We start from the raw sequence: 21506 nt of genomic DNA on the forward strand, positions 1-21506 counted from the left end.
AGGAGTGCCCGATGTCCCCCCAGCCCTCCCCCCACCCTCGTTCCCCCCGCCGAAGACTCCGCTCGGCCACCGCGCTGCTGGCGGTGCTCGGCGGTCTCGGCGCCTCCTTCCTGAGCGCCCCGGCGCAGGCCTCCGAGGTCCGGGACGCCGCGGCCGGCTCCCGCACCGTCGCCTACCACGGTTACCGGCTGGACGTGCCCGCCGACTGGCAGGTCGTCGACCTGACCGAGAACCCGCGCGCCTGCGTCCGCTTCGACCGTCCGGCCGTGTACCTGGGCGCCCCCGGCGAGCAGAACGACTGCCCGGCCCATCTGGTCGGCCGCACCGCCGGCATCGTGGTGGAGCCGATCACCGCCCGCTCGGCCGGGCAGGTGACCGCCGCGACGGCCCGCGCCCAGCGCGGCAGGGCCACCGTGCCGTCGGCGGTCTCCAGCGACGACACCGTCAGGGTCGCCGTGGAGGACGCGGGCGTCCTGGTGACCGCGGCCCACACCCCGGCCACCGAGGACCTGGTGCGCGAGGTCCTCGCCACGGCGGAGCTCACCTCCGCCGCCCGGCGCACCGAACTCCCGCGCTCCGCCGGGCAGCCGGCCACGGTGGCGCCCCTGGCGGCGGCCGGCCCGCAGCCGGGCTCCTACCTCGGCAAGGGCTTCGACGCCTGCGCCGCGCCCTCGACGGCCGCCATGAACGCCTGGCAGACGAGCTCCCCGTACAGCGCCGTCGGCGTGTACATCAGCGGCTCCTTCCGCGGCTGTTCGCAGCCCAACCTGACCGCGAGCTGGGTGACCTCCCAGACCTCCAACGGCTGGCGCCTCTTCCCCATCGACGTCGGCCGCCAGGCCCCTTGCACCAGTTTCTCGCTGAAGATGTCCGCCGACCCGGCCACCGCCAAGTCGCAGGGCGTCAGCGCGGCGGCCACCGCGATCACCGCGGCCTCCAACCTGGGCATCCCGGCGGGCAGCACCATCTACAGCGACATCGAGGCGTACACCTCGACCGCCTCCTGCAAGGCGGCGGTGCTGTCCTACCTCTCCGGCTGGACCGAGCGCCTGCACAGCGGCGGCTACCTCTCGGGCTTCTACTCGAGCGCCGCCTCCGGCATCAAGGACGCCGCCGCGGAGTACGACAACTCCGCCTACACCCGCGTCGACCACCTCTTCTACGCCTGGTGGAACAGCGCGGCCGACACCAACACCGGCTCCTACGTGCCCTCCACGTACTGGGCGAACCACCAGCGGATCCACCAGTACGTCGGCGAGGTCACCGAGTCCTACGGCGGCTACTCGATCAACATCGACCGCGACTACCTGGACGTCGGCGCCGGCGGCACCTCGCCGACGCCCACCTGCTCCGGTGCCAACCTGAACTTCTCCGCCTACGCCACGGTGCAGAGCGGCTCGAGCGGTGAGCTGGTCAAGGCCGCCCAGTGCCTGCTGACCGCCGCGGGGTACAGCGCGGGCACCCCCGACGGCGTCTTCGGCACGGCCACGGCGACCGCGGCCCGCAACTTCCAGAGCGCCAAGGGCCTCACCGCCGACGGCGTGGTCGGCCCGAAGACGTGGACGGCGCTACTCTCCCGCGGAGCCGCCACCGTCGTGCAGAGCGGTTCGTCCGGCGAGCCGGTGACCCGGCTGCAGCGGGCGCTGACCGCGGCGCTGGGACGGACGGTGGGCATCGACGGCAGCTTCGGCCCCGCCACCGACCAGGCCGTGCGCGACTACCAGTCCTCGCGCGGGCTGACCGTCGACGGCATCGTCGGCGCCGGCACCTGGGGCGCGCTCCAGGCGGGGCGGTGACGTGAACCCATGAGACCCGAAGGACCCATGAGACGTGGGAAAGGGGAATCCATGCGGCGACTGCGTCACCTCGCCGTCCTGTCCGTCGCCCTCACCGGACTGCTGCTCGGCACGGCCGTCCCCGCCCAGGCGTTCGCCCAGGCCGCCTTCCCGTCGGCCGCGAGCGGCAGCCGGGGCACCGACGTCCTCGCGCTCCAGCACCTGCTGACCGCGCACGGGCGTTCGGTGGCCACCGACGGCGTCTTCGGCTCGGGCACCCAGAGCGCCGTCGTCGCCTTCCAGCAGTCCAAGGGCCTCACCGCGGACGGCATGGTCGGCGCCGCCACCTGGGGCGCGCTGGTCCTCACCGTCCGCGAGGGCGACAACGGGCCCGCGGTGAAGGCCCTCCAGGCCGCGCTGAACGCCAAGCGGGGCGCCGGGCTCACGGTGGACGGGGACTTCGGCCCGGCCACCGCCTCCGCGGTGCGCACCTTCCAGTCGCACGCCGGGCTGGGCGTGGACGGCATCGTCGGCCCGGCCACCTGGAAGAACCTGCTCTGGCACTACGAGAAGATCGACTTCGGCCCCGGCACGATGTGCGCCCAGAGCCCGGACGGCAACGCCAACGCGCACTGGGCGACCTCCGGCGCCGTCGCCCAGCTGGAGGCGGCCGCCGCCGCCTTCGCCGCAACCGGCAACGGCAAGCTGCCGGTCGGTGACGCGGGCTTCGAGCACGGCGGCGACATCCCGGGCCACGCCAGCCACGAGGTGGGCATGGACATCGACGTGTGGCCGGCCCGCACCGACTCCGCCCAGTGCACCGCCGGCCGCATCACCTGGCAGTCCTCCACCTACGACCGGGCGGCCACCCGCCGCCTGGTCCAGGAGATCCGCGCCAAGGCGCCCGGCCGGGTGGAGCTCATCTTCTTCAACGACCCCCAGCTCATCGCCGAGGGCCTGACGACGAGCTACGCCAACCACGACAACCACCTGCACATCCGGTACCGGTAGTTCCGGCCACGGACCGGGACCGGGGCCTCGGCGCCTCGGTCCCGGGTCCGGTTCCGGTTCCGGTTCCGGGCCTGCGTCCGCGCGTGTCGTACGCGTCACGGAAATTTCCTTTGCGTCCACGGCAGGTCGCCGCTTATCGTCGCTGAGACGAAAAGAGGCTTCATGGACCTGCTGAACGCGCTACGCGAACCACTCTTCACCTGGCTGGGCACCCCCGTCAGCTGGACGGAGCTGCTCGGCTTCGGCAGCGGCGCCCTGTGCGTCTGGCTCGTCGCCCGGCAGCACATCGCCAACTGGCCCATCGGCATCGCCAACAACCTGCTGTTCATCCTCCTGTTCACCGACTCCGGCCTGTACGCCGACGCCGCGCTCCAGGTGGTCTTCATCGCCCTGGCCTGTTACGGCTGGTGGGCCTGGATCAACGGCGGCGGCGGCGAACGGCTGCGGGTGCAGCGCACCGGCAGCCGTGAGTGGGCCTGGCTGCTGTCCGCCGGCGCGGTCGGTTTCGTCGGGCTCTGGCTGCTGCTGGACCACGGCACCGACTCGACGGTGCCGCAGTGGGACGCGCTGACCACCGCCCTGTCGTTGATGGCGACCTACGGGCAGTGCCGCAAGCGGGTGGAGTCGTGGTGGATCTGGATCACCGCGGACCTCGTCTACATCCCGCTGTACGCGCACAAGGACCTCTATCTGACGTCCCTGCTGTACGCCGGTTTCCTGGTGCTGTGCGTGCAGGGTCTGCGCTCCTGGCGTCGCGCGCTGCGCCACGAGGTGGTGGCGGCGGCATGAGGTACGGACACGGGCTGGTGCTCGGCAAGTTCTATCCCCCGCACGCCGGGCACCACCATCTGGTGCGGACCGCCGCCGAGCGGTGCGACCGGCTGACGGTGCTGGTGTGCGCCTCCACGGTGGAGTCGGTGTCCCTCGCGGACCGCGTGGCGTGGATGCGCCAGGAGCATCCGGAGTGCGAGGTCGTGGGCACGATGGACGAGGTCCCGGTCGACCTCACGGATCCGGACGTCTGGGCGGCGCACGTGGAGATCTTCCGCGCCGCCGTCCCCGGGCGGATCGACGCGGTCTTCACCTCCGAGTCGTACGGCGAGGAGCTGGGCCGCCGGATGGGCGCCGCCTCCGTCCTGGTGGACCCGGACCGCACCGCCTACCCCGTCTCCGGCACCGCCGTCCGCGAGGACCCGGTCGGGTGCTGGCAGTTCCTCGCGCCGGCGGTGCGGGGTGCGCTCGCCCGGCGCGTCGTCGTCCTCGGCGCGGAGTCGACGGGCACCACCACGCTGGCACGGGCGCTCGCCGCGCACTACCGCGAACGCGGCGGGGTGTGGGCGGACACCCGCTGGGTTCCGGAGTACGGGAGGGAGTTCAGCGAGCGCAAGCTGGACGAGCTGGGCCCCGGCGGGAGTTGGGCCGACGTCTCGTTCACCTCGGAGGAGTTCCCGCTGATCGCCGCCGAGCAGCTGGCCCGTGAGGACCGGGCGGCGGGGGAGGGCTCGCCCGTGCTGTTCTGCGACACGGACGCGTTCGCGACGACGATCTGGCACGAGCGGTACATGGGGTCCGCGAACCCGGCGGTGGCCCGCGTCGCGCAGGAGGGCCGCCGCCAGCACCTGTGGCTGCTCACGGACCACACCGACGTCCCCTTCGAGGACGACGGCCTGCGTGACGGCGAGCACCTGCGCCCGTGGATGACCTCCCGCTTCGAGGCCGAACTGACGCGCACGGGGCGCCCCTTCCGCGTCCTGCGCGGCTCCCCCGCCGACCGCCTGTCGGCGGCGGTGGCAGCGGTGGAGGAACTGCTCGCGGAGGGCTGGGGGTTCACGGACCCGCTGCCGGAGCGGCGGGGCGGACCGGAGGGCGCGGCAGGGCCCGTGTTCCCGGCTCCGTCGGCGCCCCGGGACGCGGCTCAAGAGGTCTCGTCGAGGGCTACGGAAGGCCGGTCGGCGGTTCCGGCCGAAGGGTGAGAGCGGGGGTGAGCCCCGGGGGCGAGAGCCGTCCGTCCGGATAAGTCGTGGCCCACGCCCCGCAGCGGTGCCAGGATCAGGATGTTCGGAGCCCGAGGACAGGAGAATCGATGCCCGCGTACGCCATCGCCCACCTGCAGGACGCTGCTCCCCACCCGGAGATCGCCGAGTACATCGAGCGCGTCTCGGCCACTTTCGAGCCCTTCGGCGGCCGCTTCCTGGTGCACGCCACCCCGCACGAGGTGAAGGAGGGGAGCTGGCCCGGGGGCGTGGTGGTGGTCGGCTTCCCGGGGATCGAGGAGGCGCGGGCCTGGTGGGACTCCCCCGCCTACCGGGAGATCGCCCCGCTGCGCTCGCGCCACATCGACGGCGACATCATCCTCGTCGAGGGCGTGCCCGAGGGGTACGACCCGGCCGTGACCGCCAAGGCGCTCCGGGACACTCTGACCGGGGCCTGACCCGCGCACCCGTACGGCCCGCCGTCCCCCGCGGGGCACGGCGGGCCGCCGCACGGAATAGCGGGCTGCGCCCATAGGGTTGTGTCTCCCTGACAGACGTATGCATGCGCATTCGACGAAGGGTCGGACATGAAGATCGGCATCATCGGCGCGGGCAACATCGGCGGCAACCTCACCCGGCGGCTCACCGCCCTCGGGCACGACGTCGCGGTCTCCAACTCGCGCGGTCCCGGGACCCTGACCGCGCTGGCCGAGGAGACCGGCGCGACGCCGGTCCGGGTCGAGGAGGCGGCGCGGGGCGCGGAGATCGTCGTCGTCGCCGTCCCGCTCAAGGCGGTCCCGGAGCTGCCCACCGGGCTGCTGGAGGGGGCCGCCGAGGGGGTCGCGGTGATCGACACCGGCAACTACTACCCCCGCGAGCGCGACGGCCGGATCGCGGAGATCGAGGACGGGGGCGTCACCGAGAGCCGCTGGACCGAGCGCCGCATCGGCCACCCCGTGATCAAGGCCTTCAACGGCACCTACGCCCAGGACATCCTCGACCGTCCCCGCCCGGCCGGCGACCCGGACCGTATCGCCCTGCCGGTCGCCGGCGACGACGAGGCCGCCAAGGCCAAGGTGCGGGCGCTCATCGACGAACTGGGCTTCGACACGGTCGACGCGGGCGGCATCGACGACAGCTGGCGCCAGCAGCCGGCCACGCCGGTGTACGGGCTTCGCGAGGGCGTGGACAGCGTGACCAAGGCGCTGGCGGAGGCGTCCCGGGAGCGCACGCCGGAGTTCCGCGGCTGACCGGCCGCGGTCCCACCGGATCCGCCGGGCACGCGGAGGCCGGCCCGCCGACAGGGGGCGGGCCGGCCTCGGCTGGGCGTCACTTCTTCGCGGTGAGCCCTTTCGGGTTCAGGTGCCCGATGTTGCCGCTCTCCGAGCCGTCCGCCGGGTCGATCACGCAGTCGATCAGCGCGGGCCCGCCCGCCGCCAACGCCTCCCGCAGCATGGCGGCCACCTCCTCCGGCGTGGTGGCCCGGTAGCCCTTGCCGCCGAACGCCTCGATCATCAGGTCGTGGCGTGCCTTCAGGAAGGTCGGCGCCGGGTCGCCGTTGGGGGATGCCTCGTCCCCGCGGTACACACCGCTGTTGTTGAGGACCACGGTGACGATCGGCAGGCCGTAACGGCAGACGGCCTCGATCTCCATGCCGCTGAAGCCGAAGGCGCTGTCGCCCTCGAGGGCGACGACCGGCTCGCCCGTTTCGACGGCGGCGGCGATCGCGTAGCCCATGCCGATGCCCATGACGCCCCAGGTGCCGCTGTCCAGACGGTGGCGCGGGACCCGCATGCCGATGGTGTTCCGGGCGAGGTCGAGCGCGTTGGCGCCCTCGTTGACCAGGTAGACGCGCGGGTTCTCGGCCAGCACGTCCCGGACCGCCTGCAGCGCCCCGAGGAACCGCATCGGGCGCGCCGCCTTCGCGGCCTCGAGGCGCTGGGACATCTTCGCCACGTTCTGCGCCGACCGGTCGGCGAGTTCGTCCCGCCACGCGGTGGGGGCGCAGATCCGGCCGGGCTTGCTCCGCTCGGCCAGTGCCTCCATCACGGAGCCGATGTCACCGACCAGCGGGGCGGCGATGGGCTGGTTGCTGTCCATCTCGCCCGCGGCGATGTCGACCTGCACGAACCGGGCGTCGGGGTTCCACTGGGGCGCGTCGCCGTGTCCCAGCAGCCAGTTGAGCCGCGCGCCGACCAGCATGACGACGTCGGCCCGCTTCAGGGCCAGCGACCGCGCGGTGGCCGCGGACTGCGGGTGGTCGTCGGGCAGCAGGCCCTTCGCCATCGACATGGGGACGTAGGGGATGCCGGTGGACTCCACGAAGGCGCGGATCGACTCGTCGGCGCGCGCGTAGGCGGCGCCCTTGCCGAGGACGATCAAGGGCCGTTCGGCCCGCGCCAGCAGGTCGATCGCCCGGTCCACGGCGGCCGGCTGGGGCAGTTGCCGCGGCGCGGGGTCGACCAGCCGCCACAACGAGGCCGCGCCCTTGTCCGCGTCGACGATCTCCCCGAGCACGGCGGCGGGGATGTCCAGGTAGACGCCGCCGGGGCGGCCGGAGACCGCCGTGCGCAGGGCCCGGGCGATGCCGCGGCCGATGTCCTCGGCACGGGAGACGCGGAAGGCCGCCTTGGCGAACTGCTTGGCGGCGGAGAGTTGGTCCATCTCCTCGTAGTCGCCGCGCTGGAGGTCCACCAGGTGGCGTTCGCTGGAGCCGGAGATCTGGACCATGGGGAAGCAGTTGGTGGTCGCGTTGGTCAGCGCCACCAGCCCGTTGAGGAAGCCGGGCGCGGACACCGTCAGGCAGATGCCGGGCCGCTGGGTGAGGAAACCGGCCGCGGCCGCCGCGTGTCCGGCGTCGCTCTCGTGCCGGAAGCCGATGTAGCGGATGCCCGACTTCTGGGCGAGTCGCGCCAGGTCGGTGACGGGGATGCCGACGACCCCGTAGATCGTCTCGACCCCGTTGAGCTTCAGCGCGTCGACGACCAGATGGATCCCGTCGGTGAGGGCGGCGGGGGCTTCGGCGCCTCCCGTCCCGGTGTCCTGCGCGACCGTGTGCGTCATCGTCCGGTTCCTCCGTCTCTCGCGGTGCTCCGCCTCGACGGCTGCTCGCCCGGGGCGAATTCGACATTGTATGCAGTATCCACGTGCACTGTATGCAGTATTCCCGGGGTGGACGGAGGACGCCATACCGCGTGCGCCACCAATCCGCGTCGATGCGGCAGCACGAAGGCCCCGGCCGTGAACGGCCGGGGCCTTGCGGTGGTGGGGGCGAGAGTCAGGTGCTCGCGAGCGAGAGCTTCGCGGCGAAGCCGAGGAAGAGCGCGCCCGCCGCGGAGGAGGCTCCGGCGGACAGCCGCCTGCGGCGCCGGAAGGCCGCGGCGAGCCGGGTGCCGCCGAAGATCAGCGCGCTCAGGTACAGGACGCTGCCGATCTGCGCGAAGGCGCCCAGGACCAGGAAGGAGAGCGCCGGGTAGGCGTAGTTCGGGTCGACGAACTGCACGAAGAAGGAGATGAAGAAGAGGATCGCCTTGGGGTTGAGGAGGCTGACCACGAAGGCGCGCCGGAAGGGGCGTTCGACCTTGCCGCCCGACTCCCCCGCCGCCGCGGCCGCGACCGTCTCGGCCGTGCCGCCCGCCTCGTGCCGGGTGCGCCACATCTCCCAGCCCGACCGCAGCATGCCGATCGCCACCCACGCCAGGTAGGCCGCGCCCACGTACTTCACGATGCCGAAGAGCATGGCGTTGGTCTGGAACAGCGAGGCCACGCCCGCCGCCGACAGCGTCATCAGCACCGTGTCGCCGCAGAACACGCCGGCCGCCCCGGCATAGCCGGCGCGTACGCCGCGCCTGGCGGCGACGGAGAGCACGTAGAGGGAGTTGGGACCCGGCAGCAGGACGATCAGCAGGACGCCCGCCAGGTAGGTCGGGAGATTGACGACACCGAACGACGAGAACATGACCGGAGTGTCACACGAAAGGGCGGTTATGGCGATCATCCGCCCGCTATCCGGACGGAGCCGTTCCGCAAGGCGCGACCGCCTCGCGGAACGGCTCCGGACCTCGTCGCTCTCAGTCGGTGAGCAGCGGCACGTCGAGGCGCTGGGCGAGCTCCTCGACGGTGGTGCCGAAGGTCGCGGTTGCCCTCACGCCCTCGGGGGTGATGTCGAAGACCGCGAGGTCGGTGTAGACGCGGTCGACGCAGCCCAGCCCGGTGAGCGGGTAGGTGCACTCGGGCACCAGCTTCGCCGAGCCGTCCTTGGCGAAGAGCGTCATCATCACGAACACCTTCTTGGCGCCGATGGCGAGGTCCATCGCCCCGCCGACGGCGGGGATGGCGTCGGGCGCGCCGGTGTGCCAGTTGGCCAGGTCGCCCCGGCCGGAGACCTGGAAGGCGCCGAGGACGCAGATGTCCAGGTGCCCGCCGCGCATCATGGCGAAGGAGTCCGCGTGGTGGAAGTAGGCGGCGCCGGGCAGCTCGGTGACCGCCACCTTGCCGGCGTTGGTCAGATCGGGGTCGATCTCGCCCTCCTGGGCGGCCGGCCCCATGTTGAGCATGCCGTTCTCGGTGTGGAGGACCACCCCGGAGCCGGCGGGCAGGTGGTCGGCGACCAGGGTCGGCTGACCGATGCCCAGGTTGACGAAGGCGCCCTGCGGGATGTCGCGGGCCACCAGGGCCGCCATCTCGTGCTTGCCGAGCGGGGCGCCGTCGCCGGTCCCCGTGCCCCTGCCGTTCCTGTCGTTCGTGACGTCGGCGTTCATGCGCGCTGAGCCTCCTGCACCACGCGGTCGACGTAGATGCTCGGGGTGACGACGGCCTCGGGGTCGAGGCTGCCGGTCTCGACGATCTCGCGGACCTGCGCGATCACCGTGGTGGCGGCCGTGGCCATCACCGGCCCGAAGTTGCGGGCGGTCTTCCGGTAGACCAGGTTGCCCATGCGGTCGGCGCGGTACGCGCCGATCAACGCGACGTCGCCCCTGATCGGGTACTCCAGGACGTAGGTGCGGCCGTCGATCTCCCGGGTCTCCTTGCCCTCGGCGAGGAGGGTCCCGGCACCGGTGGGGCAGTAGAACGCGCCGATGCCCGCTCCGGCGGCCCGCATCCGCTCGGCGAGGTTGCCCTGCGGGACGACCTCGAGCTCGATCCGGCCGGACCGGTAGAGGTCGTCGAAGACCCAGGAGTCGGCCTGGCGCGGGAAGGAGCAGATCACCTTGCGGACGCGGCCCTTGGCGAGCAGCGCCGCGAGTCCGGTGTCGCCGTTGCCGGCGTTGTTGGAGACCACGGTGAGGTCCTTGGCGCCCTGGCGTATCAGGGCGTCGATCAGCTCGACCGGCATGCCGGCCATGCCGAAGCCTCCGACGAGCACGGTCGAGCCGTCCTCGACCCCGGCCACCGCCTCGTCGGCGTGTTCACACAGCTGGACGGTCATCGGGTGCCTCCGGTGACGTTCTCGAGGACGACGGCGAGCGCCTGGCCGACGCCGATGCAGATGGCCGCGACCCCCCAGCGCTCGCCCGACTCCTCGAGCCGGCGGGCCAGGGTGCCGAGGATGCGGCCGCCGGACGCGCCCAGCGGGTGGCCGAGGGCGATCGCGCCGCCCTTGGTGTTGACGATCTCCGGGTCGATCCCCCAGGCGTCCACGCAGGCCAGCGACTGCACGGCGAAGGCCTCGTTGAGCTCGACGGCGGCGACGTCCGACCAGGAGATGCCCGCGCGCCGGAGCGCACGGTTCGCGGCCTCGACGGGGGCGAAGCCGAACTCCTGCGGGTCGAGGGCGAAGACGCCGCGTCCGGCGACGCGGGCGAGAGGGTCCGAGCCGATGCGACCGGCGGCCTCGCCGGAGCCGAGCAGCACCGCCGAGGCCCCGTCGCTGAGCGGCGAGGCGTTGCCGGCGGTGATGGCGCCGTCGGGGCGGAAGGAGGGCTTGAGGCCGGCGAGCTTCTCGGCCGAGGAGCCGGGGCGGATGCCCTCGTCCCGGGTGAGCTCGCCGCCCTTGCGGTCGACGACGACGGGGATCACCTGGTCGTCGTAGAAGCCCTCGTTCCATGCCGCGTCGGCGAGGAGATGGGAGCGGGCGGCGAACTCGTCCTGCCGCTCGCGGGAGATCGAGAAGCGGTCGGCCAGCTGCTCGTTGGCCTCGCCGAGGGAGACGGTCCATTCCTTGGGCATGCGCTCGTTGACCAGCCGCCAGCCGAGGGTGGTGGACACCGCGGTGACGTTGCCGGCGGGGAAGGCGCGCCCGGGCTTGGGCATGACCCAGGGGGCACGGGTCATGGACTCCACGCCGCCGGTGAGCACGATGTCCGCGTCGCCCGTCTCGATGGCGCGGGAGCCCATGATCGCGGCGTCCAGCGAGGAGCCGCAGAGCCGGTTGACCGTGGTGGCGGGCACCGACGTGGGCAGGCCGGCCAGCAGGACGGCCATCCTGCCGACGTTGCGGTTGTCCTCCCCCGCGCCGTTGGCGTTGCCCCACACGACGTCGCCGATCTGGGCCGGGTCGAGGTCGGGGGCCTTGGCCAGGACGCCCTTGACTACCGCCGCGGCGAGGTCGTCGGGCCGGACGTCGGCGAGGGCCCCGGAGAACTTCCCGAAGGGCGTGCGGGCTGCTGCGTACAGATAGCTCTCGGTCACCTACTCACCGTACGAGCCGCCACTTGTTCGCGTCCAAGACACAGTGTGCATGGATTGATAACCCGTTCTTATCAGTGGCTCTACAGTGGAGGCATGGAACTCCGCCAGCTCCGCCACTTCCTCGCCCTGGCCGAGGAGTGCCATTTCGGCCGGGCGGCGGCCCGCCTGCACGTGGCGCAGCCCGCCCTGTCCCAGCTGGTCAAGCAGCTGGAGCGGGAGCTGGGGGTGTCCCTCTTCCACCGCTCCACGCGGCATGTGGAGCTGACGGAGGCGGGCCACCACCTGGTCGGTCACGCCCGCGCGCTGGTGGCCGAGGAGGAGCGCGCGCTGGCCCACATGCGGGAGCTGGCCACCGGCCACGCCGGGCGGGTGTCGGTCGGCTTCATCGGCACCGCCACCTACGACGTGCTGCCCCGGGTCGCCCGGACGGTCCGGGCGCGGCTGCCCCGGGTCACCCTGGAGCTGCGGGGCGAGACCCTCACCCCGCAGCTGGTCGAGGGTCTGCGCTCGGGCGCCTTCGACCTGGCCGTCCTGCGGGGCGCCGTCGACGCGGAGGACATCAGCACCCTCCCGCTGCGCTCGGAGCCGCTGGTGGCGGTGCTGCCCGCCCACCACCGGCTGGCCGGCCGGCGCAGTGTGCCGCTGGCGGACCTGGCCGAGGAGCCGTTCGTCATCCACCCCTCGCAGCACCGGTCGTCGATGTACGACCTGGTGCTCGCGGCCTGCCGGCGGGCGGGTTTCGAGCCGTCGCAGGTCCTCGAGGTCGGCGAGACGGCGACCCTGGTGGTGCTGGTCGCCGCCGGGCACGGCGTGGCCCTGGTGCCCGCCTCGGTCCAGAGCCTGCACGTCGAGGGGGTGACCTATGTGCCGCTCACCGGCGGCGAGTCGGTCGACCTGCTCCTGGCGCGCCGGGCCCGGCGCGACCCGGCGGCCGTCGACCAGGTCGCCGCGGTCGTCGTGGACTGCGCGGGCGGCTGACCTCGGCGGATATCGGGTGGAGGACGTGCAGCGGGCTCTGTTAGCGTCCCCGTGTCGGCCGCGGGACTCCGGTGCGACTTCCGGAACCTGCCTTTGAAGCAATGATTCGCAGCTCGTGCCCCCATTCCCCGGCCGGCCTTCGCACATCCGGTCGCACATCGGGGGGGACGGATCATGGAGACCTTCGGCGACCTCGTCGCCGCCGACGACGTGCTGCTCTTCGTCAACGCGGCGATCACCGCGACCGGGCAGCGGGAGTTCCACGCCTCGGCGGGCGAGCAAAGCCTGTCGCTGGACTTCCTGCACGCCTACATGGCGGGCAACTACCGCGACCTGTACGCGGGTGTCCTGGCGCTCGACATCAACGACCACAACGTGGTGCTGATCGTGCGCCGCCTGCTGGAGACCTCCGGCGAGGCCACCGCCGAGCAGCGCCGCCGTGAGGGCCGCCTGATCGCGGCACGGCTGGCGTCGCTGCCCCCGCAGCGGGTGTACAGGCTGTTCGGCGCGCTGCGCCGGGCCCGGGTGAACAACCGCCGTACCCGGGCGATCATGCGCGACTGGCTGGCCGCCCGTCCGGATCCGACGCTCGACGCGGTCAAGTACCGGGGCGCCTTCAAGGCGGCGCTACGCCACGCCCATCTGCCGCCCGCCGGGGCCGAGTTGTCCGACTTCCTCTTCGTCCCCCACGCGCGTGCCCACTACGCCGCGCCACTGCTGGAGACCTGGCGCCGCGCCCACCACGAGAAGGCGGCCCTGTACGACCTCCCGTACACGGTGGCCGAGGGGTTCGCCGCCCGGCAGGGGGTCCCCCGGGCCGTTTTCCTGGAGCGCATCGCGCCGCGGATGACCCGCACGGAGACGCTGCGGCTTCAGGAGTCCGCCCTGCGGCACGGCGCCGCCGACGTGCGGGCCGACCTGACGCGGATGCCGCTGACCCGGCTCGCCTCGTACGTGCTGTCGCTGCCCGTCGAGGACCGCGTCCGCCGTCGCGCGGAGCTCACCGGCGCCCTGGAGTCAGCGGCCCGCCGGGCAGCCGGGCCGCTGAGGGGGCGCTGGGGCAAGGTCACCGCCGTCCTCGACGACAGTTTCTCCGCCTACGGTTCGGGGGTGAAGCGGCGCCGTCCGCTGGCCGTCGCCCTGGCCTGCCACCACCTGCTGGGGGCGCTGGCCGAGGACTACACCGCCCTGTGGACGTCCGGCCGTGACGACGCCCTGCTCGCCTTCCCGCACGGGCCGACCCCGCTCGGCCGGCGGATCATCGACGCCCTGGACACCGCCCCGTCGCGGCTGGTGATCGTCTCGGACGGCTGGGACAACGCGCCGCCCGGACTGGCCGCCGAGGTGCTGCGCGTGTGGCGGACCCGGCTGGACCCGGCCCGGCGCACCAGCGTCGTGCACCTCAACCCGGTGTACGACTCCGGCGGCTTCGACGTACGCCGCCTCTCCCCCACGGTGCCCACCGCGGGCATCCGCGACGCGGAGGACCTGGCCGCCCTGGTGGAACTCGCCCAGTTCGCGGAGGGCCGCACCGGTCTGGCCGAGCTGACCGCGTACCTGGAGGAGCGCGCGGCCCGGCTGCTGGCCCGCACCGCCGACGACCGCAGCACCGACGACCCCACCGCCCACAGCGGGAGGACCCGATGAGCGCTCCCGCGCCGTCCGCACTCGACCTGACGGGTCTGCGCACCCTGCCCGCCCAGGTGTGGGGCGCCGTACGCCTGGTCCCGCTCGTCCGCGACGCGCCCGTCGAGGACCTGCGGCTCGGCGCACGGGCCTACGACGCGACGGCCGGCCTGGTGCGGACCGGTCCGCGCGACGCCTACTTCTCGTACGTGCCGCACGGCTTCGTCGCCACCTGGACGAAGGACGGCTCCCCGGCCGCCGCGTACGGCACCCGGCTGTCCGCCGACAGCGACCTCACGCCCACGGAGGCGATGCCGCTGCGCATCCACCGCCGGCTGGCCCGCCGCGAGGCCAAGGACCGGCTCCGCTTCCTGCCGCTGCACCTGGCGCTGGAGGGCTATCTGGCGCTGCACTTCAACGGCCCGTCGATCGCCTGGGAGGAGTGGTCGCAGCGGGCGATCCGCAACGGCCTGTCCCCTCGTGCGGAGCAGGCCTACGCGGGGGCCGCCGTGGACGGACTGGCCGAGGCCCTGCGGGTGTTCGAGATCCACCCCGGCCAGTGCGGGGTCCTGCTGTACGCCGCCGACGCCTTGGCCGCCGCCTTCGTGGTCCCTCACCCCGACGACTACCGCGCCCTGCACGCGACGCTGCTGCAGGACCTGTACGGCGACCTGGTGTACCACTACGCCATGCTGATGCCGCCGGTGCCGGAGTTCCGGGCCGACCTCCGCGGGGCGCGGATCCGTTCCCTGGCCGACCTGCGCGCCGCCGCGTCGCGGCAGGAGGCCGAGTGGGCGGAGTTCCACGACGGGACGATGGCCGCGGGGCTGCTCCAGGAGGCGTACGCCTGGCAGTCGGTGTACCGCCTCGGGCGCTTCACCCTCTCGCGCTTCCTGCCCGCCTTCCGCCCCCATGCGGAGAACCACATCGGCGAGGCGATCACCGACGAGCGGGGCCGGATCGCCTATCTCAAGACGTTCCGCCTCTCCGAGAGCCAGATCCGCCGCGGCCACCTGCTCGCCCGGCTCGCCGCCCACGACTGGCATCCGGCGGACACGGCCGCGGACTTCGGCATCACCGAGGCGGCCCTGGCGCTGCGCCTGGAGAACGCCGGCTTCGGCAACCTGCTGCGCCAGGACGTCCTCGACCGCTACCGGCGGCAGCGGCGCGTGGGCCAGGGCTGACCGTCCGCCGCCGGGGGACGTCTACCGCCCGGCGGAGAGGGCGGGCGAGGTCTCCTGGGCGAAGAAGGTCTTGGCGCGCCTCAGTGCCCGCGCGTCGTCCAGGACCTGCCCGGGGCCGGAGCCGTTGCCCAGCAGCAGGCCCCCGTCACGCATCCGCAGGTAGGCGGCGGTGTTGCCCAGCATGAGCCGCAGCGGCTCGGCGACCGTCTCCTCCCGGTCCCCCATGGCCGCGACGCCCCAGAGGGTGCCCCCGGCCATCCGGGCCCGGAAGTCCAGGTCGGGGACGCTCAGCCACTTGGACCAGTGGTCCAGGTACGCCTTGGTCCACGACGAGACCGAGTACCAGTACAGCGGCGAGGCGATCACGATGTCGGTGGCCGCGAGGGTGGCTTCCCGCAGCAGCGCCTCGTTCTCCGCCTCCGGCCCGCTCGCCTCCGGCCAGGGCTCGCCGGAGTGGCGTGCGTCGGCGTAGCCGGCCAGGGGAAGCCGCTTCAGGTCCAGCCACCGCCGCTCGACGCCGTCGGGAAGGTGCTCGGCCGCGGCGCGCGCCAGCGTCTCGGTGTTGCCGCCCTGCCGGGCGCTGCCGAGGAGGAAGAGGAACGAACGGTTCACAGGTGCTCCCGGTGCCGGGGTCGATGCGTCGATGCGTCGATGCGTCGATGCGTCGATGCCGTGAACGACCCCAACTCCCTTGCGCGCGCAATTATTTCCGGCGCGCGGTATCAGGGTGCGGTGTCGGTCTCCCGCCGGGACGCGGGCGGTGCGGTCGTGAGGACGGTCCGCACCGCCGTGCGGATCTGCCGGTCGGTGAGGTCGGCGCGGGCAGTCAGCCGCAGCCGTGAGACGCCGTCGGGGACGGAGGGGGGCCGGAAGCACCCGACCAGCAGGCCGGCCGCCCGGCAGTCGGCGGCCCAGCGCAGGGCCGCCTCCGGCGAAGGCGCCCGCACGGAGACCACCGCCGCGTCCGGCCGTGCCGCGGTGAGGCCCGCCGCCGTGAGCCCCTCGTGCAGCGCGGACGCCACCTCCCGGGCGCGTGCCGCGCGCTCCGGTTCCTGCTCCAGGAGGCCCAGCGCGGCCAGGGCCGCTCCGGCGGCGGCCGGGGCGAGGCCGGTGTCGAAGATGAACGTCCGCGCGGTGTTGACCAGGTGCTCGACCACCCTGGCCGGGCCGAGCACGGCGCCGCCCTGGCTGCCGAGGGACTTGGAGAGGGTCACCGTCGCCACCGTGTCGGGCGCGCCCGCGAGCCCGGCGGCGTGCACCGCCCCGCGGCCGCCGTCCCCGAGCACGCCCAGGCCGTGGGCGTCGTCGACCAGCAGCGCGGCGCCCGCCGCGCGGCAGACGTCCGCCAGGGGGCCGAGCGGCGCGGCGTCGCCGTCGACGGAGAAGACGGAGTCGGTGACGACCAGGGACCGGCGGCCCGGGTGGGCGGCCAGGGTCTTGCGCACGGCCTCGGGATCGGCGTGCGGCACCACCGCGGTCTCGGCCCGCCCGAGGCGGCAACCGTCCACGATCGAGGCGTGGTTGCCCGCGTCGGAGACGACCAGACCGTCCTGGTGGCCGCCGAGCGCGGTGAGCGCGGCGAGGTTGGCGGCGTACCCGGAGGAGAACACCAGGGCCGCCTCGAATCCGCAGAACCGGGCCAGCGCGGCCTCGAGTTCGGTGTGCAGCGCGGTCGTTCCCGTGACCAGCCGGGAGCCGGTCGCCCCCGCGCCCCAACGGAGGGCCGCGGCGCCCGCGGCGGCCGTGACCTCGGGGTGGCGGGTGAGGCCGAGGTAGTCGTTTCCGGCCAGATCCAACGGCGCGTCCTCACCGGCCGTCTCCTCCGCCCCGCGGGGGCGCAGGGCCCGCACCAGGCCCGCCCGTTCGCGACGGCGGGCCTCCTCGTCGATCCAGTCGAAGGCGTCCTGGCAGGCCAGCGGCATGGCGGTCCGGTCCTCGTCTCGGTGGTGCGGGCGCAACGGACCGACCCTAGCCGCAGTCGGCCGGTCACGACGTGTGGTCATCCACACACGCCATCCCGCGCCTTGTTGTCCGTTTCCTCCTTTGCCTGGTCCGCCGCGTGAGCAAGGATCAAGGCCATGGATCTGCTTGCCGCTCTGGTGGAGAAGGGGCTCCGACGTGAGTCGCCCTCCCGTGAAGAAGCCCTCGCCGTGCTGGCGACCTCCGACGACGACCTGCTCGATGTGGTGGCCGCGGCGGGCCGGGTGCGCCGCCACTGGTTCGGCCGCCGGGTGAAGCTCAACTACCTCGTCAACCTCAAGTCGGGCCTGTGCCCCGAGGACTGCTCGTACTGCTCGCAGCGGCTCGGCTCGAAGGCCGAGATCCTCAAGTACACGTGGCTGAAGCCGGAGGAGGCGGCCGAGGCGGCCGCGGCCGGTGTGGCCGGCGGTGCGAAGCGGGTCTGCCTGGTGGCCAGCGGCCGCGGTCCCACGGACCGGGATCTCGACCGGGTGTCGCGCACCATCGAGGCCGTCAAGGAGCAGAACGAGGGCGTGGAGGTGTGCGCCTGTCTGGGTCTGCTGTCCGACGGGCAGGCCGAGCGACTGCGGGACGCGGGCGCCGACGCCTACAACCACAACCTGAACACCTCGGAGAGCACCTACGGCGAGATCACCACGACGCACACCTACGCCGACCGCGTCGACACCGTCGGCAAGGCGCACGCCGCGGGGTTGTCCGCCTGCTCCGGCCTGATCGCCGGCATGGGCGAGAGCGACGAGGACCTGGTGGACGTCGTGTTCGCCCTGCGCGCCCTGGATCCCGACTCGGTGCCGGTCAACTTCCTGATCCCCTTCGAGGGCACGCCGCTGGCCGAGGAATGGAACCTCACGCCGCAGCGCGCGCTGCGGATCCTGGCGATGGTGCGGTTCGTCTGCCCGGACGTCGAGGTGCGCCTGGCGGGCGGCCGTGAGGTCCACCTGCGGACGCTCCAGCCGCTGGCGCTGCACCTGGCCAACTCGATCTTCCTGGGCGACTACCTGACCAGCGAGGGCCAGGCCGGCCGGGCCGACCTGGAGATGATCGCCGATGCCGGCTTCGAGGTGGAGGGGGCGGGGACGCCCACGCTGCCGCGGCACCGGGTGGCCGGGGGCGGCTGCGGGTCGGTGTGCGGCGGGGACGCGGCGGCCGACGGGGGCGGCGAGGGCGTGCGGGCCGGCTGCGGCGAGGCCGCGTCGGCCGGCGGCGAGGCCACGACGGCCGGCTGTGGCGGGGCGTGCGGTCACACGGAGCCGGGGGCCGAGGCTGCGGCAGCCTCCGAGAGCGGTCGTGGGACGGGCGGTTCGGCGGGTGACGCGGCACGCCCCGACCTGGTCGCCGTGCGCCGTCGCGGTGCCGGAACCGACCTCGCGCCCAATGCCTGAGCTCGGCCCGGACGCCCTGCTCGCCCTGGACCGGGCGCACGTCTGGCACCCGTACGGCCCGATGCCGGGCCGTACCGACCCGCTGCTCGTCGAGTCCGCCTCCGGGGTGCGCCTGCGCCTCGCCCAGGAGGTGCACGGGCAGCGGGAGTTGATCGACGGGATGGCGTCCTGGTGGTCGGCGGTGCACGGCTACAACCACCCCGTGCTCAACGAGGCGGCGACCGCGCAACTGGGCCGGATGAGCCACGTGATGTTCGGCGGCCTCACCCACGAACCCGCGGTGCGGCTGGCGGCGCGCCTGGTGGAGATCACGCCGGAACCGCTGCGGCACGTCTTCCTCGCCGACTCCGGCTCGGTCTCGGTCGAGGTGGCGTTCAAGATGTGCCTTCAGTACTGGCGTTCGCTGGGCCGGCCCGGCAAGCGGCGCCTGCTGACCTGGCGCGGCGGCTACCACGGCGACACCTGGCAGCCGATGTCGGTGTGCGACCCGGAGGGCGGGATGCACGAGCTGTGGCAGGGCGTGCTCCCCCGTCAGATCTTCGCGGACGCGCCACCCGCGGAATTCGACGAGGCGTACGCGCGCGGTCTGGCCGACCTGATCGCCGCGCACGCCGACGAGACCGCCGCGGTGGTCGTGGAGCCCGTCGTGCAGGGTGCCGGCGGCATGACCTTCCACTCCCCCGCCTACCTGCGGGTGCTGCGCGAGGCGTGCGACGCGCATGACGTGCTCCTCGTGTTCGACGAGATCGCGACCGGCTTCGGGCGGACCGGCGAGCTCTTCGCGGCCGACCACGCCCGGGTCGCCCCGGACGTGATGTGCCTGGGCAAGGCCCTGACCGGCGGGTACCTCACGATGGCGGCCACCCTGTGCACCTCGCGGGTCGCGGACGGCATCTCGCGCGGCGAGGTCCCTGTCCTGGCCCACGGCCCGACGTTCATGGGCAACCCGCTGGCGGCCGCGGTCGCCGGCGCCTCCGTCGACCTGCTGCTCGGACAGGACTGGCGGCAGGAGGTCAAGCGGCTGGAGGCCGGCCTGCGCGAGGGTCTGGCGGAGGCCCGGGAGCTTCCGGGTGTGGCCGACGTCCGGGTGCTGGGCGCCATCGGCGTCGTCCAACTGGACCATCCGGTCGACATGGCCGCGGCAACGGCGGCGGCGGTCCGCGAGGGGGTCTGGCTGCGCCCCTTCCGTGACCTGGTGTACGTGATGCCGCCGTACGTCACCGAGGACGAGGACCTGGCCCGGATCTGCCGCGCGGTGTGCGCCGCGGCCTCGGCCGGCTGAACGAAGTGGGCAGGAGCGCGAGGAGCGACATGTCAGTGATCGTCGTATCGGGTACGGGCACCGAGATCGGCAAGACCATGGTCACAGCGGCGATGGCCGCGCTGGCGGTGGCGGCGGGCCGTTCGGTGGCCGTGCTGAAGCCGGCCCAGACGGGGCTCGTCGCGGGCGAGCACGGGGACGCGGCCGAGGCGGCGCGTCTGGCCGGGGAGGCGGGGGTCGTCACCGCGGTCGAACTGGCCCGCTATCCGGACCCGTTGGCGCCGGCGACCGCCGCCCAGCGGGCGGGGCTGCCGCCCGTGCGGGCGCACCGGGTGGCGGAGGCCGCCGAGGACCTGGCCCAGGAGCACGACCTCGTGCTCGTCGAGGGCGCGGGCGGTCTGCTGGTCCGCCTCGACGACCGCGACGCCACGCTGGCGGACGCCGCGAAGCTGCTCCGGGCGCCGGTGCTGGTGGTGGCTCCGGCGACCCTGGGCACGCTCAACAGCACGGCGCTGACCGCGGAGGCGCTGCACGCCCGCGGGCTCGAGCAGCTGGGCGTGGTGATCGGCAGCTGGCCCCGGCGCCCGGACCTCGCCGCCCGCTGCAACCTGGCGGACCTGCCCCGGGTGGCGGGCGCCCCGCTGCTGGGCGCGGTCCCGGAGGGCGTGGGCGCCCTCTCCCCCCGGGCCTTCCGCCGGGCCGCACCGGACTGGCTCTCCCCCCGTCTCGGCGGCAGCTGGGACCCTTCCGCCTTCGTCGCCACCCACGGGACGCTGCCGGGCGGGAGGCCGGAGGAGGGGTGAGGGCGGTCCGCCCCCCTTGCGGAGGGGGCTGCCCTGCAGCCCCGTGTGTCAGGTCGAGCCACACGGCCAGTAGGTTCATGCGGTCCGGGGCAGGCTGAGCGGTTGGAGGATGCATGGGTGACGGCCAGGTCGTGATCAAGCTCACCGGTGACGAGGCATTGGTGCTGTCGCACTGAACGTCTTTCATCCTGAGTAGTCGCAGGTCAGCAGGGTGTGGACGGCTTGGACGATCGTGCCGATGCGGCGTGTGGAGCATCTGGCCCGGCGCAGGATCTGCCAGGTCTTGAGTTGGGCGAAGGCGCGTTCGCCGGGAGCTCGGAGTCGGGCGTGGTCGCGGTTGAACTGCTGGTAGTGCTCTGGTTGCTCGCGATGGTGGAAGTAGGGGGTGCGGAAGGTGGCGCCGGCGCCCTGGTAGGCGCGGTCGGCGAGGACGAGGATCTGTCGGGTGAGGCAGGCTTGGACGATGCCGTGGGCGCGGGCCGCGGTGAGATCGTGGGTCCGGCCTGGAGTCGCGCGGGAGAACCAGAGCGGGGTGCCGTCCGGACGTGCGATGACCTGGACGTTCATGCCGTGCTTGCGGTGCTTCTGGGAGTAGTACGGCTGGTCCGCGGCGATGCGGTCGATGGGAATGAGCGTGCCGTCAACGATGACGAAATCTCCTTCGCCCAGGCCGACGAGGGCCTCGTGCAGGCCGGGCGCCCAGGCGGCCAGGACCTCGACGGTCTCGTCCACGTACCGCCAGGCGGTCGCTTCGGAGACACCGAACCCGGCTCCGATCCGGGCGAAGGTCTCGTTCTTGCGCAGGTGGGCCAGCGTCAGAAGGGCCTGCTTGAAGCAGCTCAACCGTCGCCAGGGCGAACGCAGTTCACGCCTTCGGGCGTAGATGAGCCACGAGACGTGCTC

Annotated in this window: 20 protein-coding genes; 12 read left to right on the top strand and 8 right to left on the bottom strand. The window is 73.4% G+C overall.

The window, feature by feature from the left end; translation table 11 throughout:
• Positions 1-11 precede the first annotated feature (11 nt).
• From ABT026_RS28790 to ABT026_RS28815, 6 genes are all read left to right on the top strand, one after another.
• Positions 12-1796, top strand: a complete 1785-nt coding sequence (locus ABT026_RS28790; protein WP_351118105.1) for a glycoside hydrolase domain-containing protein — start codon at positions 12-14, stop codon at positions 1794-1796.
• 51 nt (positions 1797-1847) lie between these two features.
• Entirely contained in the window at positions 1848-2786 is a 939-nt protein-coding gene (locus ABT026_RS28795; RefSeq protein WP_351118106.1) for a penicillin-insensitive murein endopeptidase, read from the top strand.
• Positions 2787-2948: 162 nt separating this feature from the next.
• Entirely contained in the window at positions 2949-3575 is a 627-nt protein-coding gene (gene pnuC / locus ABT026_RS28800) for a nicotinamide riboside transporter PnuC (RefSeq protein ID WP_351118107.1), read from the top strand.
• Entirely contained in the window at positions 3572-4759 is a 1188-nt protein-coding gene (locus ABT026_RS28805; protein WP_351118108.1) for an AAA family ATPase, read from the top strand. The genes pnuC and ABT026_RS28805 overlap by 4 nt, the downstream gene beginning before the upstream one ends.
• Positions 4760-4869: 110 nt before the next feature.
• Complete coding sequence (locus tag ABT026_RS28810; protein ID WP_351118109.1) at positions 4870-5217, top strand: DUF1330 domain-containing protein; 348 nt, start codon at positions 4870-4872, stop codon at positions 5215-5217.
• A 129-nt stretch (positions 5218-5346) separates the two neighbouring features.
• Positions 5347-6009 (top strand): NADPH-dependent F420 reductase, encoded by a 663-nt coding sequence (locus ABT026_RS28815; RefSeq protein WP_351118110.1) that lies wholly within the window; start codon positions 5347-5349, stop codon positions 6007-6009.
• A 79-nt stretch (positions 6010-6088) separates the two neighbouring features.
• Here ABT026_RS28815 and oxc read toward each other — a convergent pair whose 3' ends face one another.
• From oxc to ABT026_RS28840, 5 genes are all read right to left on the bottom strand, one after another.
• On the bottom strand, positions 6089-7822 hold the full coding sequence (gene oxc / locus ABT026_RS28820) for an oxalyl-CoA decarboxylase (RefSeq protein WP_351118111.1): 1734 nt from the start codon (positions 7820-7822) through the stop codon (positions 6089-6091).
• 214 nt (positions 7823-8036) lie between these two features.
• Entirely contained in the window at positions 8037-8717 is a 681-nt protein-coding gene (leuE, locus tag ABT026_RS28825; RefSeq protein ID WP_351118112.1) for a leucine efflux protein LeuE, read from the bottom strand.
• 112 nt (positions 8718-8829) lie between these two features.
• A complete protein-coding gene (locus ABT026_RS28830) occupies positions 8830-9519 on the bottom strand; it encodes a 3-oxoacid CoA-transferase subunit B (RefSeq protein WP_502968074.1) in 690 nt (229 codons plus the stop codon).
• The gene (locus ABT026_RS28835; protein WP_351118113.1) at positions 9516-10187 is read right to left on the bottom strand and encodes a 3-oxoacid CoA-transferase subunit A; all 672 of its coding nucleotides are present in this window, start codon (positions 10185-10187) and stop codon (positions 9516-9518) included. The genes ABT026_RS28830 and ABT026_RS28835 overlap by 4 nt, the downstream gene beginning before the upstream one ends.
• The gene (locus ABT026_RS28840; RefSeq protein WP_351118114.1) at positions 10184-11389 is read right to left on the bottom strand and encodes a thiolase family protein; all 1206 of its coding nucleotides are present in this window, start codon (positions 11387-11389) and stop codon (positions 10184-10186) included. Before ABT026_RS28840 ends, ABT026_RS28835 begins: the two co-directional genes overlap by 4 nt.
• Positions 11390-11482: 93 nt before the next feature.
• Here ABT026_RS28840 and ABT026_RS28845 point away from each other — a divergent pair, with 93 nt between their 5' ends.
• The 3 genes from ABT026_RS28845 (at position 11483) to ABT026_RS28855 (ending at position 15177) form a co-directional block, all read left to right on the top strand.
• Positions 11483-12367, top strand: a complete 885-nt coding sequence (locus tag ABT026_RS28845; protein ID WP_351118115.1) for a LysR substrate-binding domain-containing protein — start codon at positions 11483-11485, stop codon at positions 12365-12367.
• A 174-nt stretch (positions 12368-12541) separates the two neighbouring features.
• Positions 12542-14014, top strand: a complete 1473-nt coding sequence (locus ABT026_RS28850; RefSeq protein WP_351118116.1) for a hypothetical protein — start codon at positions 12542-12544, stop codon at positions 14012-14014.
• Complete coding sequence (locus ABT026_RS28855) at positions 14011-15177, top strand: ARPP-2 domain-containing protein (RefSeq protein ID WP_351118117.1); 1167 nt, start codon at positions 14011-14013, stop codon at positions 15175-15177. Before ABT026_RS28850 ends, ABT026_RS28855 begins: the two co-directional genes overlap by 4 nt.
• A 21-nt stretch (positions 15178-15198) precedes the next feature.
• Here the strand turns inward: ABT026_RS28855 and ABT026_RS28860 are convergent, their stop codons facing one another.
• Together ABT026_RS28860 and ABT026_RS28865 are read right to left on the bottom strand one after the other, a co-directional pair.
• Positions 15199-15789 carry a flavodoxin family protein gene (locus tag ABT026_RS28860; protein WP_351118118.1) on the bottom strand — a complete coding sequence of 197 codons (591 nt, stop codon included), beginning with the start codon at positions 15787-15789 and terminating at the stop codon, positions 15199-15201.
• A gap of 110 nt (positions 15790-15899) precedes the next feature.
• On the bottom strand, positions 15900-17099 hold the full coding sequence (locus tag ABT026_RS28865; RefSeq protein WP_351118124.1) for an 8-amino-7-oxononanoate synthase: 1200 nt from the start codon (positions 17097-17099) through the stop codon (positions 15900-15902).
• Positions 17100-17255: 156 nt separating this feature from the next.
• Between ABT026_RS28865 and bioB the strand changes: the two genes are divergently transcribed.
• Genes bioB through bioD form a run of 3 tightly spaced genes read left to right on the top strand, consistent with a single transcriptional unit; the run spans position 17256 to position 20603 of the window.
• Positions 17256-18539, top strand: a complete 1284-nt coding sequence (bioB, locus tag ABT026_RS28870) for a biotin synthase BioB (protein ID WP_351118119.1) — start codon at positions 17256-17258, stop codon at positions 18537-18539.
• On the top strand, positions 18532-19821 hold the full coding sequence (locus tag ABT026_RS28875) for an adenosylmethionine--8-amino-7-oxononanoate transaminase (protein WP_351118120.1): 1290 nt from the start codon (positions 18532-18534) through the stop codon (positions 19819-19821). Before bioB ends, ABT026_RS28875 begins: the two co-directional genes overlap by 8 nt.
• Positions 19822-19850: 29 nt before the next feature.
• Positions 19851-20603, top strand: coding sequence for a dethiobiotin synthase (gene bioD, locus ABT026_RS28880; RefSeq protein ID WP_351118121.1), 753 nt, complete (start codon positions 19851-19853; stop codon positions 20601-20603).
• 183 nt (positions 20604-20786) lie between these two features.
• On the opposite strand, the gene ABT026_RS28885 is transcribed toward bioD, so the two are convergent.
• Positions 20787-21506, bottom strand: a 720-nt coding sequence (locus ABT026_RS28885) for a transposase family protein (protein WP_351118122.1), incomplete at its 5' end; no start/stop codon positions are given.

The sequence above is a fragment of the Streptomyces sp. NPDC002734 genome (assembly GCF_040295685.1).
In the GTDB taxonomy this organism is placed as follows: Bacteria; Actinomycetota; Actinomycetes; order Streptomycetales; family Streptomycetaceae; genus Streptomyces.